General features: G+C 45.9%; 16 protein-coding genes. 11 read left to right on the forward strand and 5 right to left on the reverse strand.

The annotated features are described in order from the left end of the window. The first annotated feature begins 106 nt into the window (after positions 1-106). Positions 107-664 carry a TetR/AcrR family transcriptional regulator gene (locus B9Y93_RS21910; RefSeq protein ID WP_085498286.1) on the forward strand — a complete coding sequence of 186 codons (558 nt, stop codon included), beginning with the start codon at positions 107-109 and terminating at the stop codon, positions 662-664. 342 nt (positions 665-1,006) lie between these two features. On the opposite strand, the gene B9Y93_RS21915 is transcribed toward B9Y93_RS21910, so the two are convergent. Further along, entirely contained in the window at positions 1,007-1,561 is a 555-nt protein-coding gene (locus B9Y93_RS21915) for a TetR/AcrR family transcriptional regulator C-terminal domain-containing protein (RefSeq protein ID WP_169028322.1), read from the reverse strand. A 174-nt stretch (positions 1,562-1,735) separates the two neighbouring features. Between B9Y93_RS21915 and B9Y93_RS21920 the strand changes: the two genes are divergently transcribed. From B9Y93_RS21920 to B9Y93_RS21940, 5 genes are all read left to right on the forward strand, one after another. Then, positions 1,736-3,505 (forward strand): oleate hydratase, encoded by a 1,770-nt coding sequence (locus tag B9Y93_RS21920; RefSeq protein WP_085498290.1) that lies wholly within the window; start codon positions 1,736-1,738, stop codon positions 3,503-3,505. 250 nt (positions 3,506-3,755) lie between these two features. Further along, positions 3,756-4,994: an N-acetylmuramoyl-L-alanine amidase family protein gene (locus tag B9Y93_RS21925; protein WP_244903535.1), complete on the forward strand. Its 1,239-nt coding sequence runs from the start codon at positions 3,756-3,758 to the stop codon at positions 4,992-4,994. Positions 4,995-5,300: 306 nt separating this feature from the next. Then, on the forward strand, positions 5,301-5,630 hold the full coding sequence (locus B9Y93_RS21930; RefSeq protein WP_085498294.1) for an ArsR/SmtB family transcription factor: 330 nt from the start codon (positions 5,301-5,303) through the stop codon (positions 5,628-5,630). Further along, positions 5,627-6,043, forward strand: coding sequence for an SRPBCC family protein (locus tag B9Y93_RS21935; RefSeq protein ID WP_085498297.1), 417 nt, complete (start codon positions 5,627-5,629; stop codon positions 6,041-6,043). Before B9Y93_RS21930 ends, B9Y93_RS21935 begins: the two co-directional genes overlap by 4 nt. 185 nt (positions 6,044-6,228) lie before the next feature. Then, the gene (locus B9Y93_RS21940; protein WP_085498374.1) at positions 6,229-6,822 is read left to right on the forward strand and encodes a YdeI/OmpD-associated family protein; all 594 of its coding nucleotides are present in this window, start codon (positions 6,229-6,231) and stop codon (positions 6,820-6,822) included. Positions 6,823-6,916: 94 nt separating this feature from the next. On the opposite strand, the gene B9Y93_RS21945 is transcribed toward B9Y93_RS21940, so the two are convergent. Both B9Y93_RS21945 and B9Y93_RS21950 read right to left on the reverse strand, forming a co-directional pair. After that, entirely contained in the window at positions 6,917-7,579 is a 663-nt protein-coding gene (locus B9Y93_RS21945) for an MBL fold metallo-hydrolase (RefSeq protein WP_085498376.1), read from the reverse strand. A gap of 215 nt (positions 7,580-7,794) precedes the next feature. Then, entirely contained in the window at positions 7,795-8,259 is a 465-nt protein-coding gene (locus tag B9Y93_RS21950) for a VOC family protein (protein WP_085498300.1), read from the reverse strand. A gap of 157 nt (positions 8,260-8,416) precedes the next feature. Between B9Y93_RS21950 and B9Y93_RS21955 the strand changes: the two genes are divergently transcribed. The 4 genes from B9Y93_RS21955 (at position 8,417) to B9Y93_RS21970 (ending at position 12,297) form a co-directional block, all read left to right on the forward strand. Beyond that, on the forward strand, positions 8,417-8,851 hold the full coding sequence (locus B9Y93_RS21955; protein WP_085498302.1) for an Lrp/AsnC family transcriptional regulator: 435 nt from the start codon (positions 8,417-8,419) through the stop codon (positions 8,849-8,851). Positions 8,852-9,062: 211 nt separating this feature from the next. Next, a complete protein-coding gene (locus B9Y93_RS21960) occupies positions 9,063-9,488 on the forward strand; it encodes a MarR family winged helix-turn-helix transcriptional regulator (RefSeq protein ID WP_085498305.1) in 426 nt (141 codons plus the stop codon). Between the two features lie 100 nt (positions 9,489-9,588). Continuing rightward, positions 9,589-11,010 (forward strand): MFS transporter, encoded by a 1,422-nt coding sequence (locus tag B9Y93_RS21965; RefSeq protein WP_085498307.1) that lies wholly within the window; start codon positions 9,589-9,591, stop codon positions 11,008-11,010. A gap of 63 nt (positions 11,011-11,073) precedes the next feature. After that, positions 11,074-12,297 carry a macrolide family glycosyltransferase gene (locus tag B9Y93_RS21970; RefSeq protein WP_085498309.1) on the forward strand — a complete coding sequence of 408 codons (1,224 nt, stop codon included), beginning with the start codon at positions 11,074-11,076 and terminating at the stop codon, positions 12,295-12,297. Positions 12,298-12,643: 346 nt separating this feature from the next. Here the strand turns inward: B9Y93_RS21970 and B9Y93_RS21975 are convergent, their stop codons facing one another. Further along, complete coding sequence (locus B9Y93_RS21975; RefSeq protein ID WP_085498311.1) at positions 12,644-13,204, reverse strand: AAA family ATPase; 561 nt, start codon at positions 13,202-13,204, stop codon at positions 12,644-12,646. Positions 13,205-13,648: 444 nt separating this feature from the next. Between B9Y93_RS21975 and B9Y93_RS21980 the strand changes: the two genes are divergently transcribed. Next, positions 13,649-14,797 carry a copper amine oxidase N-terminal domain-containing protein gene (locus B9Y93_RS21980; RefSeq protein WP_085498313.1) on the forward strand — a complete coding sequence of 383 codons (1,149 nt, stop codon included), beginning with the start codon at positions 13,649-13,651 and terminating at the stop codon, positions 14,795-14,797. Positions 14,798-15,075: 278 nt separating this feature from the next. Here B9Y93_RS21980 and B9Y93_RS24415 read toward each other — a convergent pair whose 3' ends face one another. Beyond that, a complete protein-coding gene (locus tag B9Y93_RS24415) occupies positions 15,076-15,375 on the reverse strand; it encodes a hypothetical protein (protein ID WP_139829208.1) in 300 nt (99 codons plus the stop codon). Positions 15,376-15,428: the final 53 nt, after the last annotated feature.

Genomic DNA, 15,428 nt, shown 5'->3' on the forward strand with positions numbered 1-15,428 from the left:
CACGTAATAAAATTGACAGATGTAATATTTTTGCTTAGAGTATAGGAAACAACACTGACATGTGTCAATTATTTTTCCCAAAGTATGACAGAATGGAGGATGTGTCGTGTATTCTGGAACGAACCCCTCAGCGATCCGTTCACAAAAGTGGCTGACTGAAGCTTTATTGTTGCTAATGGAGGAGAAGCCCTATAAGAGCATTACGGTGAAAGAGCTGACAGAGCGAAGTGATCTGGCTAGACAAACCTTTTATCAATTGTTTGATTCGAAGGAAGAGATTCTTGAGTATCATTTGGATCATTTATTTCAGATTTTTCTTCATGAAATGCATAAAACGATGCTTACGACTTCCGAGCTAGTCCGTTTGTATTTTGCCTTTTTCGAGCAGCATGAAAGGTTCATTCGGCTTTTAATCCAAAATGATTTGATCAGCATCCTCAACAACAAGTTCAATTCGTACCTTGGCGAGATTATGTCTCTGCTAGAGCTAGAGCAAGATGCCGAGCTCGATAGATATGCGGTTGCCTTTCTATCTTCAGGACTTGTTGGACTGCTCGTATACTGGTTCGACGACAAGAAGGCGCTGACCATAGATAAGCTAGTCGTATTAGTGGACAAGATGTTTAATAATGAGTGCCGGGATAAAGGCGGAGAATTGTGCTAGTGCATCGGCGTGCATTTAGGATCATGTCCACATAAAGAGCAGCCTCATGTGCTTCTATGAGACTGCCCCGTAACATGTCAATGATCATGGCATATCTGTCTACGCTAACTCTACAAAATCATGCTGTTACGCCGACGAGCGACAGCTGACATTATGCGTATATACAACAATGCGAGAGAAGTGGTTACGTTCCCTATTTCTAGCATTTCTATCATGTAAGGATAACTCCAGATGTCCCATGCTATCTCATGACCATCATTAGGAGTTCGCGGGTTTCTGCATGAGTGGTGGGTAGTTTCACAATTGGGTTTTTTTTACGTGCTCATTCTGACAAAGGGACATCTACGGCCTAAAGCGCGATACGGCATCTGCAAAGCGGCCTTCCATCAGGAGAACGATATGGCTGACGACAGTCTCAGCGGGAGCTTTCATTCCATGCTCAATCCAATCCAAGAGGGTCCCTGCGAAGGCATGGCTGTAGAAGCGAACGATAAAGGTCTTGTCCTCCTCCGCCACTTCCTCTGCATCAGATACTTCATGAATCACATTGCTCAGCAGCTCGCAAAGAACCTGATTCAAGAACATCTCCAAATGCTCCTTGCCAAGCGAGCGGCAGGTATTCATGCACAGCGCCTTGTTGCTCTCGACATATTCCAAGATGATCGACAGCCCCTGCTGCCATGTCGCATAGGATTTGTTGTTCTGAATCGCACCCAGCGCCTCCGTCTTATAGATCCAGCCGAGCAGGTCATAAATATCCTGAAAATGATAATAAAAGGTTTGCCGATTCAGCTTGCAGGCTTCTACGAGGTCTTTAACGGTTATTTTGTCCAAGGTCTTCGTGCCCAGCATGTCCTTCAGTGCAGTCGCTAATGCTTGCTTGGTGTACGGATGCATAGGAAACCTCCCCTTACGGTGCAATATGTTTTATTTTAGCATATCCTTATCCTTTTTTAGACATCTCGCATCTGACGTTGGATTTTTAGACACAGGGCCTGTGCTGTCTATGTAGATTCCTTACCATCTCCTATACATTAGAGGTGTCAAGAACACTTAAGGAGGTTGTTAAGGATGTATTACAGCAATGGTAACTATGAAGCATTTGCCCGTCCCAAGAAACCGCTCGGCGTTGATCACAAATCCGCCTATCTCATCGGCTCTGGTCTTGCGTCATTGTCTGCAGCCGCCTTCCTTGTACGCGATGGTCAGATGAAAGGAGAAAACATTCATATCTTCGAGGAACTCGATATTGCAGGAGGAGGACTCGATGGCATCTACGATGACGGCCGCGGCTTTATCATCCGTGGTGGTCGCGAGATGGAGAACCATTTCGAGTGCCTGTGGGATCTATTCCGCTCCATTCCTTCCCTGGAAGTGGAGGACGCCTCCGTATTGGATGAATTCTACTGGCTGAATAAGGAGGACCCGAATTATTCCTTGCAGCGCGCTATTTTGAATCGTGGCGAAGATGCGCATACCGATGGCAAATTCACGCTTAGCCAGACTGCCTCCATGGAAATCATTAAGCTGTTCTTTACGCCTGAGGAAGCGCTCGAAGACATGAAGATTACAGATGTCTTCTCCGAGGATTTCTTCAACTCGAATTTCTGGCTGTATTGGCAGACGATGTTTGCGTTTGAGCCATGGCACAGCGCGATGGAAATGCGCAGATATATTGCGAGATTCATTCATCATATCGGCGGACTGCCTGATTTCTCCGCGTTGAAATTTACAAAGTATAATCAGTACGAGTCTCTTGCCCTGCCGTTAATGCACTATTTGAAGGATCACGGCGTCAGCTTCCAATATGCAACAACCGTAACCAATGTGGAATTTGAAATTACAGAACTTAAGAAAGTAGCCAAGAAGCTCGTTTACGTGCAAAAAGGACAACAAAAACATATTGATTTAACTGAAAATGACCTTGTATTCATCACCAATGGCAGCAATACCGAGAGCTCAACGCTCGGTGACAACAACAAGCCAGCCGTCATGAACCCAGCGCTGGGCGGCAGCTGGGAGCTGTGGAAGAAGATTGCGGAGCAGGATCCTGCCTTTGGCCGTCCAGACAAATTCTGCGGCAACATTGCAGAGAGCAACTGGGAATCCGCCACCATCACTACCCTGGATGATCGCATCCCGCCTTACATCGAGAAGATCTGCAAGCGCGATCCATTCAGCGGCAAGGTGGTTACCGGCGGCATCGTGACCGTGAAGGATTCTAAATGGCTGATGAGCTTTACGCTGAACCGCCAGCCTCATTTCAAGTCTCAGCCAAATGATCAGCTTGTCGTATGGGTATACAGCTTGTATTGTGACGTGCCAGGCGACTACATTAAGAAACCAATGAAGGACTGCACAGGCATCGAGATTACGCAAGAATGGCTCTACCACATCGGCGTGCCTGAAGCACAGATTCACGAGCTAGCAGCAAACGCTGCGAACTGCGTCCCTTGCATGATGCCTTATGTTACGTCCTACTTCATGCCAAGAGCAGCAGGAGATCGTCCGAATGTCGTTCCTGACAACTGCGTCAACGCTGCCTTCATCGGCAACTTCGCGGAAACACCGCGCGACACCGTATTTACTACGGAATACTCGGTCCGCACAGCTATGGAAGCCGTATACACGCTGCTCGATATTGATCGCGGCGTGCCTGAGGTATTCGGCTCCGCTTATGATGTGCGTGTGCTGCTGGACTCCACCGCCAAGATGATGGATGGCAAGAAGCTGACCGAGATGGAGCTTCCTCCAGCTGTTCAATTGGCTGCAATGACAGGTGTGCAGAAGATCTCTCACACTCGAGTGATGCAGCTGCTTAAAGAGTATAAGCTGATATAATCGAATACGATCATGTGAAATGATAGAGGCTGCTGCCCGCTGTTGAGAGATTCACAGTGCAGCAGCCCTTTTTTTGAATAAACCATGCATTTTGACAGCTTGCTGTTCTTGTTCGACTCTACAAGAGCATGATTCGTATGACCCGCTTCATTATGTCGATAGTAGCAATTTGATAGAATCCTATATTTTCGAGCCCGATTCCATGTTAAGGTAGAAGCAGGAATTAGAATACATAAAGCGAGGGCTAATGATGAAGATTTGCAAACATGATCATGTACATGCGACTAGAATTGCTTCTAACAGACCGATGCCTTCGGGAAAAGTTCGAAACCAAGCATGGCGTTCACCAATGGGCTGGATGATCACTGTTCTTGCCATTATGATAGGCTTGCTGCCAGCCATCCAAACGGCTTATGCAGCCGAATATTCGGCCAAAGTCTATGCCACCTCTCTTAACGTCCGCAGCGAGCCTGCTGCTGATGCACAGATTGTAGGGAGCGTGAAAGAAGGCGCTGTCGTCACTGTTCAGGACGCACAATACGGCTGGTTGAAGATTCAATCCGAGGGTTTAACGGGCTGGGTCGCTGGACATTATCTCAAAAAGGTTTCAGAGAGCACCTCTACGGATGTCTCCTCTTCAGATAAGGGAACCGCAGTGAATGCCAAGGACCCTAAGGCCCCCTTGACAGGGACCGTCACAGCCGACTCCCTTCGCATTCGAAGCGGCCCTGGAACGAATTATGATATGATTGGCTCGTTGACAGAGGGCAATACCGTTACGATTCTGTCCAGCAGCTCTGGCTGGCTGAAGATCAAGATGACCGATGCCGCTGCTGGCTGGGTCTCGGGCGAGTATGTCACACACGAAGGCTCATCCACCATAACCGAAGGAAATACGGAGAATGCCAACGATAGCGTAAAGAAGCCTGTAAACGCAAGCTGGGAGACGCTTAAAGGCAAGTCAATCATTGTAGATGCGGGACATGGCGGTGATGATCCGGGTACGATTGGCACGACCTATGGGACTTTGGAGAAAGATCTTAACCTGCAGACGGCCCAGTATTTGAAAGATTATTTGAACAGCGCAGGAGCTCATGTAACGATGACTCGAGCAAAAGACGAGAAGCCTTCTCTCTCAAGCCGAGCCCAGTTGGCTCAGTCCATCTCTGCCGATGCCTTTATCAGCATTCATTATAATTCTTCTCCTAAGAAAGTATCCGGCACGCTTACCTTCTACTATTCAGAGACGAGCGACTTGAAGCTGGCCCATGCCATCGAGAAGCAGCTTGGAACTGGTGTGGATCTGAAGAGCAACGGTGTCTCTTACGGCAATTTCCATGTGCTGCGCGAGAATTCGGTCCCTTCTTCACTCGTTGAGCTCGGCTTCCTGACCCATCCCACCGATGAGTCTATTGTGAGAGGGCCTGCTTATCAGAAGCAAGCCGCCAAAGCCATTGCGCAAGGGCTGGCTGATTATTTTGCCAAGTGACATTACAGGATTCTCTTTAAACTTTGAATAAACATCCGATGAACAACAGGAGCTTGTTTCCCAATGCGGTTAGACGGGAAGCAAGCTCCTTATTCTGTATTTACTTCCTGTTGATCAATTGAATGTTTAAAAGATGGAATGAAATGTAATCCTGAACTTGACACGACACCAAACAGTGTCATATAATCAAACTGACACCAAAAGGTGTCTTATCAGGAGGTGGTGAAGGGCAACCATGATCACAACTCTCCCTTCTTGCCAGCATTAGAATTCAACAACAGGAAATCATATTTTGGAGGGGCTATGGTGAGCGAGAACAACCCGCAGCGGAATGTGTTTGACGCAATTGCAGATCCGACTAGACGTCGACTGGTTCGCCTGTTAGCAGAGACAGATGAGATGCCGCTGCATGAATTAACCGCACATTTTCAGATGGGAAGAACGGCGGTATCCAAGCATTTGACCATTCTTAAAGAGGCTGGACTCGTACTTGACCGTAAGGTCGGCAGGGAAACGCGATTTAGGCTGAACGCCTCCCCGCTTCAAGAGGTACAAGATTGGGTAGCGTTCTACAGCAAGTTCTGGAGCACGAATATGCTGCGCTTGAAGCAGCTATTAGAGGAGGAAGAAGAATGAGTTTAACCTTATCCTTGGATTTTCAGTACAACACAACGATAGAGAAGCTGTGGTCTGCCCTAACCGATTCAAGCAAGCTTGCCAAGTGGGTCGTGAATATCCACACGGATCAAGCCATGGAGAATAATTTTGAGCCCGTTGTAGGGCATCGCTTTCAGTTTCGCACCGAGCCTACCGAATGGTGGAATGGGATTATTAAAGGCGAAGTGCTCATTGTCGACGAACCACACACCTTGTCCTATACGTGGGAAAGCGGCGAGAAGCACAAGATTGTTTGGACACTTCAAGATCTAGGAAATGGAAAGGTCAATCTTCATCTGGAGCAAACCGGAATCTCCAATGAGCAAGCGCTTAATGGCGCTAAATACGGCTGGAGCAAGTGGTGCAGCGGCCTTGATGCCGTGCTGGCCTAATATCCTATTGATTAAGCTGAGCCGCTAAGCGGAGACAATGTTGAACGGTGAATGAAAGAGGCAGTCGGCCCACTTGCCCCGCTGCCTTCTCTTCTCTTAACGGCGTAAAGAATCTGAATGCATGAAAAAAGCTTAAACTCGAACAAGATTGCCTGTTGATCGAATATGAAATGAGGTGCTTGATGATGACGAATCAAGAGACGAACCCTAAGGTTGATGGATTTTTACGTAAAGCGAAAAAGTGGAAGGAAGAATTTGAGAAGCTAAGAGCAATCGTGCTAGACTGCGGGCTCACTGAGGATTTTAAGTGGATGCATCCCTGCTATACATTTGACAACAAGAACATCGTGATCATTCACGGCTTTAAAGATTATTGCGCGCTTCTGTTCCACAAAGGAGCCTTGCTGCAGGACCCTCATGGCATTCTTATCCAACAAACAGAAAATGTACAGGCGGCCCGTCAAATTCGTTTCACCCATGCTCAAGAAATAGCAGATATGGAAACGATCCTGAAAAACTACATCCTTGCAGCCATCGAGATCGAAAAAGCCGGCTTGGAGGTAGAGCTCAAAAAAACGACCGAATACGCCATTCCAGAGGAGCTTCAGCACAAATTCAATGAGCTGGCCGGCTTGAAATCCGCCTTCGAAGCATTGACACCAGGACGGCAAAGAGCTTACCTCCTCCATTTTTCTCAACCTAAGCAATCCAAAACCAGAGTGTCTAGGATTGAAAAATGTGTGCCGCAAATACTAGATGGCAAAGGATTAAATGACTAAGATTGGTGAAGCACAACATGACGCTTTGCAGCCTGTCGATTGGACAGGTTTTTGCGTTTATGGCTTCATAATGGCATGTATTTCACCTGCAAGCTTACTCTTCGCACAGCTTCACAATTTGATCATGAACATGGGCATGGCTTAGTCCCCCGTGGTAGCAAACCACCGATTGGAGATCGAGCTCCTTATATTTGTGCAGCGACAACCGCGCAGCCTCCATGTCCGGCGTCGTTGGAGGATGTATGCCTTGAATGACTCCATTTATACTGTACATCGAATCGCCTGCCACGAGCAGCTTGCTGTTCTTCAAGTAAAGGCTGATATGCCCCGGTGTATGGCCAGGCGTATGAATGACTTGGATCCCGCCGCACCAAGGCATCTCCTGACCATCCATTAAGGTCATGTCCACACGGCCCTTAGGAGGATTCTCCAGCTGCCCATCTTTCAGCAATGGCCGTTTCCCTTGAATATAAGGCTGATCGAGTTCATGTGCACATACAGTGACCGCATTACCCCGCTCCTGCAGAATCTCTGGAAGGGAGCCGATATGGTCCACATCCTGATGTGTTAAGATGACCCCTCGGAGTTGGTCAAACGACACCCCCGCCTTCTCTATTTCCGCTCGCAACTCTTCAAATTGCCCCGGGAACCCTGTATCGATTAGAATGGCCATGTCCTCATCCCATACCAGAATCGGATGAACGATTGCGCCCTGATAATCAAGATAAAGCATCTTCACACCTGGTGAAATCTCCATAAGCTTAACCCTCGCTTTTTTGTAAGAATTAGGTTGGCGTAATTGGCTGTTTATGACGACCACCAATCGCGGATCTGATCCAAGTTCCATATCCTCTCCTCTAGCCGAAACACAAACCATCAGGATGGATTCCCCAACTCACTACGTAGACGCTTATGCTGATCGAAAAGTTACTTTTTCCAATGCGCAAGGCATCATCCCTACACCTGCAACGGTTAAAAGCCTGAAAAACGAGACTCTACATCAAAATCCACATCCTGAATAAATTCAATCACTTCCCCATTGGGACTGTGGACCAAGGCGTTCCTGATCGGCAGAGGGGGCTCGCCAAGAGCGAGGTTACCCGGCTCCACATAAGGCTTGGCCCCATGGGCAATCGCCGTCTGGAAGGCCTCGTCGGCATCATCCACATAAAACGCCAAGTGCAGCATAGCGCCGTAGGCAACTTCATCCTCCGAGCGCGCTTTCTTCCCTTGCGCTGGAATCACAGCCTCATCATCAAAAATCTCAAGACAGGTTCGGCCGTCAGGAGAGATCAGCATCGAAGCTTCCTTGATCTGAAAGGAAGGAAGGCTCCAATGATGCCCCCGCTTGAATCCCAGCGCCTCCATATAAAACCGGATGGTGGCCGAATAATCTTTTGCTTGAATCGCAACATGTGCAAGACCCTTGATATTCACATATACCTTCCCCTTTCTGTTGACTTCATTATAGAATGCTGATATCACTAAATACATACGAAACGAAAGGAATCAATCATATAAAATCTTCAGAACATTAGGAATTCTACTGATATTTTTTCATTTTAGAAACTAGATTAGGAGGAGCGAAGTTAGGATGGAAGATTGGATGGATGAGACCGATGTTCGCATCATGCGTCTGCTTCAGCAGAATGCGCGCATCTCTATTTCACATATCAGCAAAGAAGTATCCATGTCCCAACCCTCAGTTAGGGAACGAATGAAAAGACTTGAGGAGAGAGGCATCATCACGGGTTATACGGCAACCTTCCAGCGTCAGGCGCTTGACCGTGGGACCACGGCATTTTTCCTAATTAAAACAGAGCAATGCCAAGCATTAGCGGACTTTTGCGAACATTCGCCTGCGGTGACGGATATGCATCGTATTAGCGGTGAGTATAACTACATGATTAGGGTCCAGACAGCTTCTATAGAGGAGATTGGCCAATTCCAGGATGCTATCATCAAGTTCGGACCGTCGAAGTCCCTCATCAGCTTGAAAAATCTAATCGAGAATCGAATAATAATATAAGCTGTTCATAATGACAGGAAGCTTAGTGGGCAGCATAAACAGGAATCCCCACGGCCCGCTGCCCTACTTCGCAGCCAGATTGCAGATCTGAAACTTCATTTTCCAATCTGGAAAAACAATCATAAGCATCCAAATTTATGTTGACTTAATGGGAGCGAATCCATATACTTGTCATAACAACTATATTAACGGCTCTAAATGGAGGTTCCTATTGAAGTTAGAACAGTATATTGGTGTCATCGTTCACCGTACAGATCTAAAGCTATATCAGTATTATCAGAAGGTAGTTGACCCTTTCAATATCACCATAGATCAGTGGGAGATTCTCGTTATCCTGTGGGAAACGGAAGGGATTACACAAAAAGAGTTGGCTGAACGGCTTTATAAAGATCAGGCGAATATTGCCCGCATGCTGTTCAAGCTTGAGCAGAAAGGCTTTATTCATCGTACGACCCATGAGAAGGATCGGCGTTCATTGCGCGTGTACTTGACTGCTGAGGGGCGTGATATCAAGGATAACATTCTCGAACCCTCTATTGAGGCGTATAACAAAACGATTGCTGGGCTGACAGAAGAAGAAGTTGAGAACTTCAGACGAACGCTTTCGATTATCTATAACAATGTAAAGGATCTGTAGCTCCCTAACCCGCTATTGGTCCTCCATTTTTATCGCCATATAGTTGTTATGACAATTACAGCTAAGACAACTACCGTTACGACAAGTATAGTAGGAGGTCATGATCACAGAAACCGTAAAACAAGGGATTTTCAGCACTCCATATCGCGCCTTAACCATCGGTATTATACTCGCGATCTCTACCGTTGCCTTTGAAGGATTGGCGATTACTACTGTTGCTCCGAATGTCGCACAGCAGCTGCAGGGTATCCATTTATATGGATGGATATTCAGCGCCTTTCTTTTATTTCAAATTATCGGAACCATCGTAATGGGCAAGCGGATTGATCAAAACGGCGTCTTCAAGAGCATCATCTGGTCATTTTCCCTTTTTGTGATTGGCATCATCATTGCGGCTCTATCGTTCCACATGCCTGTTCTTATTATAGGAAGGGCTTTTCAAGGATTTGGGGCAGGCGCTCTGCTAACCTGTGTGTATTACTGCGTTGCTGTTCGTTACCCTGATTCTCTTCGAACCAAAATACTTGCTTCATTCTCGATGGCTTTCGTGCTGCCAGCGTTAATCGGCCCGTACATTGCTGGGCTAATCGCGGTTTATGTATCATGGAGACTTGTATTTCTAATCGTACTCCCCTTCATTGTCATCTCCTTAGGTTTAACACTTCCGACTTTTCGTTCCTTACAACAACCTGCATCTGCTACAACTAAAAAACGAAACAGCAAAGAAATTTATGCGATCATCCTTGCCATAGGCACAGGTGCTCTGCTAACTGGACTAGGCTGGATTCCCGATTGGAAAGGAATCATCCTTGCCATAGCAGGCATTCTGGTGATGGCACAGCCTTTGCGCAAGCTGCTTCCAGCAGGCACATTTTCGGCTGCCAGAGGCCTGCCTGCAACGATTGTGGCAAGAGGCATGTATGTTGCCTGCTACTTTGCCACAGAAAGCTTTGTCGTATTGGCCCTTGTTGAAGTGAAAGGCATCTCCGAACATCTGGCCGGACTAATCGTTGCGGCAGGAGCATTAAGCTGGTCAGGCGCGGCTTGGCTGCAAGCTGCTCTTGATTCCAGAGATCATGGAACGGGGAGAAAAAGAAGAATCCTCAGCGGAGTAGGTTTTATTATCGCAGGGGTTGCACTCATTATCATCGCAATTGCTAGCTTAGGTGTTGGAGTCGGGATCGCGGTGCTGTCCCAGATCATTATAGGCTTTGGAGCAGGGCTGGCTAATCCAACGACAGCAGCGATTGCTTTGCAGTATGCGGAGCCTGGGGAAGAAGGAGACGTGTCGGCCATTCTTCAATTTATCGATTCCTTTAGTATTGCACTAAGCATTGGGATTGGCGGAGCATTAGTCGCGATCAGCGAGACGTTTAACTGGGGTATTGGGACTGGAATTCTGATGGCGCTCTCTCTTCAACTGCTCTTTGCTCTCGTTAGCTTTATCACGACCTTCCGTATTTCTAAAAAGGAGCAGGTCCACAACACTAGTCACACTAGTGCATCCAGCAGCATGTCCTAACACCACGTCAAGATAAAAGATGAATGTCTAAATTTAATGCTATGAAAATGGAGGTTCGGTTCTATGGCGCGTGTGTTAGTTGTGAATATTCCTGCTGAAGGGCATATTAATCCTACCTTGGGTTTAGTGAAGCAGTTAGTAGACTGCGGGGAACAAGTCGTCTATGTATGTACAGAAGAATATCGCGATAAAGTGCTTCAAACTGGCGCAGCGTTTCGTGCATATCCTTTTCCTATGGACCCGTTCTCGCATGATCCGGACTTAAAGCCAGCTCCGTATAAGCACCCTTCGCAGTTTGCCGACATGGTCGTTCGTGGAATTATTCAGAAAATCATCCCCGAAGCATTAAAGGTTGCAGAACAGGACACTTATGATTATCTCATTTTTGATTCATTGATGGGCTGGGGAGGCACCATACTTGCACAGAGATTGGGTATTCCTGCGGTATGTTCCATTGCTTCCTTTGCTTTTGTCGACCCGCTCGGCGCTGAGCAAGACTATTACGAGGATTTTGGCGGCAATGACGCGAATCTATATGCGTCAACGATGGAGCTTGCACATCAATTAGCGAGACAATTTAATGTTCCCGTTCCTTCGATCCAGGAGCTCACCAAGCATGCTGGACAGCTTAAGCTTGTATATACAAGTCGCTATTTGCAGCCAAAAGCGGATCAATTGGATGACAGCTTTCTTTTTACAGGGACTTCTGTTGTCCCCCGTCTGGATGCCCCTCCATTTGATTTTGAGCCGCTTCTTGACCCGAACCGCAAGATCGTTTATATCTCCATGGGAACGATTTTGAACCGAGATTTAGCCTTCTATGAGCTGTGCTTTGCTGCATTCCAACAGCTCCCGTTTCAATTCATCTTATCTTCAGGAAGAGATACGGATATGACACCATTGGCAGCATACATTCCAGACAACTTTATTGTGAGGCCCTACATTCCGCAGTTGGAGGTGCTTGAACGAGCCGATGCTTTTGTTACGCATGCGGGGATGAACAGTGTAAGCGAGGCTTTGTATTATGATGTACCGATGGTTATGATTCCACTAACATCTGATCAGCCGCTTGTCTCTAATCGAGTGCAAGAGCTCGGTGCTGGGATTACACTCAAACCTAGCACACTTACGCCTGAGACCTTGAGAGATGCGCTGTTGCAAGTACTAAGTGATAGAAGCTACAAGGATCAAGCTTGCGTGATCGGAGAATCGTTGCGCCAGGCAGGCGGATACGTGCGAGCAGCGGACGCTATCATCCGAACTTTCTCCACCGTAGAGCAGAAATGAGCAGCAGCTTTCACCTATTTTTAAAAATAGTATGCTCATCGAGATGCTGCGCAATAGACTTGAGCGCATGCTTGTTAGCTTGAATTTTCAATAAATATAAAATGCTTTTTGCTGTTATCAAGCGCTGTTGCAATGAATCTAGCTTGCACACAAATTGACTAACGTTGTGACAAGCTTACACAATAGAGGGTAGCAAGGAAATGCTGTGCTCCCCTTACGGTAGACAGGTGAAATAATAGAACCTGCTGCTGTGAGGGGAGCTTATTCATATTCAAAAAAGTTCAGTGCTTGGTTCTACACTTTTCGGATGTGCTATTGTCTGCCTACTACATTCCGTCATGCTTGGTCAGCGCAAGCTCGACCTGATGAACGCAGCGCGCTCTTCGATGCTGCAGCGCGGAAGCTCGACTAATTCGTATCCCAGTTCGGTATAAACGGCCGCCATCGTGTCAAAGGTTCGGCAGGCTGTTTTTAGATCCTGCTTTCGTTCGGCATCCTGCCGATAGATGTCTGGCCAAGGCGGAGCGATAAAGACACGTTTATTGTAGCGAAATAACTCGCCAGCACGCAGGATATGATCTGGAACCTCCACCCCTTCCAATCGAAGATACCCCATGACATCAGGCACACCTCGATCAAACAAGACGGGCGCGTTAATTCCTTGCTTCAGCTTTTGTAGCTCATGTTGGTATGAACGCATGTCCCAAGATAGCATCAGCTCTGCGAAGAGCATGCTGTCTTTCCACGGCAGAGCGGCGCCGCCAATCATCGTTTGCTCCTGAATGATGCTCCGTCCCGCTTCGACCGACCGCATGAAGCCTTGCTGCTCGAGATAATCGATGAGCGTACTCTTTCCTGAGCCAGGGCCACCTGTGATGACATAAAAATGGTTCCCATCAAACGGCATATATACCTCCTTAAATAGAGCATGGGTGGGCGAACTCGACCCATCTATAGATTCGTTGAACGCAGTATGAATAGAGTAGGTGTGGTTATTCTTCAAGTATGGTGAGAAAATAGGCATCCAAGGAGGGATAGAAGAGGATTGCAGCGGCGAGAGGCCACTATGAAGTGATTACATTCTATTCGTGCATTATATCATACCGTTGAAAAATGGCTTCAACCGTTCTCTTAAGTGTGCTAGAACAGTTCCAATCTGGCGAGTAGCAGAGATAAAAAAACAACGCAGCAAGTCCAACCAATGACGTCACTAATTTTCCGAAATCACGTGCATGACCTAAGGAATAGCAACGTCTAACGGAAAAGTGTACAATGCAGGTAATACATATATTGGTAGAGTCAACATATATCCATCTTCCAAATAAAACACTCATGATTAAGAGGTGTAGTAATGAAAGTAAACATGATCCTCGCAGTATTCACCGTTACATTGTTCCTAGCTTTTGGTTATACGGCACACGCGAATAATCTTCATGACTATTATAATGATGTAACAGAAAATGACTTGAAAAATAGTATCATTCTGTCCCCTGAAAGTTCCATGGCATTTGTTAACGGACAGAAGAAATCAGCCGTTCAGCCTATTGTTAAAGATGGAAGAACATTAGTACCCCTTCGGTTTATCTCTGAAGGACTTGGTGCAAAGGTCGATTTTAATACAAAAACGCAGTCCATTACGATCAAATACAACGATAAGACCATTCTCATGAAAATAGGAAAGAACCAGATTTCTATAAACGGTAAATCAAGCGAAATGGATGTGCCCGCAAGCATATACAACAACTCAACGTATATTCCTTTAAGAGATATTGGCGAGGCATTGAATAAAAAAGTAGTCTATTTAAATCATGCAGAGATTCGATCCTATCCTTTGATTATCATAAGGGACGTTAACGGAACAGCACTTGAGGATCTTAAATTTACCCGCATTTTTCAATTACTTTACCAAGGAAAGTCCATTGTCTATAGTGACCGTTTTATGGTTGTCATTAAAGAAAACGGTCAATTATTATTCAGCAATGATTTTAATTATTTTGAGCCTTTTAATTATCAGGAATTGATTGAGGATAAAAACTCGGTTCGTCTTGGAGATATATGGTTCAAAACAGATATGGGCCATTTTTATTTGGATTATGCTTATAACACTACACGGGAATTTATTTTATATCGTGTGGATGGAGAAACGATTACAAGGGTAGCGATTGAAAAAGCACCGATTAAGGCGGTAAAAACCTATCAAAACGAGGTTTATTATTTGACGAGATATGAGCGTGGCATACCCAATGCTCATGAAACAAGCAATTTAAAATCTGCAACGTTTAACAATGGACAATGGACTTCTGATTATTTAGGCAAGCCTGGATTCTATTATGGCTTTGACACATTAGGCGAGGTCTATGATTGGCCAATTACGAATAACGGCATCGTTGCATTTGGTTATCAACGCTTCGGCGATCTGAGCTCTGATGAGAGAAAAAAAACGTTCGGACTGTATAGAATCGAGCGGAAGGGACATCACCATGAGCTTGTAACCCCATAACGCAATTGGCTAGTTGAAGTTCTTATTGTTTAGAACTTTAACTGGCCTTTGTTTTTATCCAAAAGATTTAGGATTCTATTCCGTAATTAACCCTACTCCTCCACCTTGGTTTAAAGTAGGCTTTTACCCCTATAGCTCGATCATGAGAATAAAGCTATTTATCAGACGATTCGACCAATTTCTCACTTATCATTGCTGCCTCATAATTTTCAGCAGGGGCAACAATCCGTTGAAATTAATGTCCATCAATTTATAGGTCTTTGTGAATTCAAAAGTTCCTATTTCAATATTTCCGGAGAATTTCTTAGAACGGAACAAGGGATCCGTAAGAGTCCCTTCGATTTTAATTGTTGTCTTACAGCTGATGATGACGGCTCACCCGGTTTGTATTGGATTGCAGGATAAGTAATATTGATTTCTTTAGGATAAGAGTAAAAAAAAGTATATTTTACACGGTTTACAACTGATTTTCGTTGAGCAGAAGGATTTACAAATGCATCAACTGCTAATCCAGTATCACCATAACCTGCAGGAACTGAATTTATCACTATAGTCCTGACTTGATATACTCCTTTCATTTGAAAAACACCCGGCAGGATGCGTGCCGAGAGAAATACGGCATACATCCAAG

Origin of the sequence: Paenibacillus aquistagni, assembly GCF_900177815.1 — a bacterium.
In the GTDB taxonomy this organism is placed as follows: domain Bacteria; phylum Bacillota; class Bacilli; order Paenibacillales; family Paenibacillaceae; genus Paenibacillus_B; species Paenibacillus_B aquistagni.